Below are 1,042 nucleotides of genomic sequence, written 5' to 3'. Positions count from 1 at the left end.
GACCGCGCCGTACACCGCGCCGTCGACGACCGCGTCGAAGCGGTCGCTGCGGAACGCGTACAGCCGGATCGCGAGCCACTTCACCGTCTCTTCGACCGGGCCGACGATGAGGAAGTAGTAGAGCGCGGGCGCCAGCACCGCGATCCACACCGGCGCGTCCGCGGTCACCTGCCCGAGGAACAGCCCCGAGAAGATTGTGTTCAGGATGGCCGCGAACCCCGCGAACAGGAACCCGAACGCGAACGTCACCACGAGCAGCTCCAGCGGCTCTCGCTTGGTGACGTCCGCCTTCCAGACGAACCCCGCCATCCCGAGCGCGGGCACCACCGACAGCAGGACGTAGACGGCGACGACGGGCCGGTCGACGAACACCAGCCCGAGCGCCGCCGCGAACTGCGCGACGACGATGAGCACCGCGAGCGCGACGACGCCCGCCCGCGCGCTCGTCACGATGCCGCCGTACAGCCACGACGAGAAGCGGTCGAGCGCCGTCCGCGGCTCCCACGTCGCCACGTCGTAGAGGTCTTCGTCGCCCTCGCTCGCGCGCTGGACCGGGTCCTGTTCGGCCGACATGGTCGTCCCGTTTTCCCGCCTCCCCCTTGAGTGTGTTCGCGGCGACACCGCCCGCCCCTTGTATGGTAACGAGTACCTTAAGGAGCAGTCTTATGCGTGGTCCCGGCCCGGAAACGGGTATGGCATACAGTCCCAGCCGCGGCCTGCTGTACTCCGCGCCCCCGGCGCCCGAATCGAACCGACGAGACGAGACAGACGCCGAAGAACCGGACGCGAGCGCCGACGCGACGCCCGCCGCCGCAGACGACTGACGGCGCCCCGACTTCTACTGCGAGTTCGACGCCGGGGAGCGGTGGCCTCGTCCGAGGCGGCAACGCTGAAAACCCCGCGCGTCGAAAGGCGAGTATGCTCTTCGACCAGCGGACCCGGGCGGCGCTCCGGGACGCCGGCCTCTCGCAGGACGACATCGCAGCCGTCGAGGACCACGTGACCGAGCAGGCCCGCGAGGACGCCCGCCGCGTCGAGTCGT

General features: G+C 70.2%; 2 protein-coding genes. One reads left to right on the top strand and one right to left on the bottom strand.

Translation table 11 applies throughout. The annotated features are described in order from the left end of the window. The coding region (locus GJ634_RS15220; protein ID WP_157503660.1) for a PrsW family glutamic-type intramembrane protease at positions 1–573 on the bottom strand (573 nt) is incomplete at its 3' end. Between the two features lie 119 nt (positions 574–692). On the opposite strand from GJ634_RS15220, the gene GJ634_RS16530 reads away from it, so the two are divergent. After that, positions 693–824, top strand: coding sequence for a hypothetical protein (locus GJ634_RS16530; RefSeq protein ID WP_269449544.1), 132 nt, complete (start codon positions 693–695; stop codon positions 822–824). The last annotated feature ends 218 nt before the right edge of the window (positions 825–1,042 follow it).

The sequence above is a fragment of the Halobacterium sp. CBA1126 genome (assembly GCF_009741975.1).
Classification (GTDB): Archaea; Halobacteriota; Halobacteria; order Halobacteriales; family Halobacteriaceae; genus Halobacterium.
Note: the sequence above shows the minus strand (reverse complement) of the source record. Positions and strands in the feature narration are given on the sequence as shown.

What these genes read in the sequence shown, in the direction of transcription:
- GJ634_RS16530 (WP_269449544.1), top strand. Translation starts at nt 693, where the DNA reads ATGGCATACAGTCCCAGCCGCGGCCTGCTGTACTCCGCGCCCCCGGCG.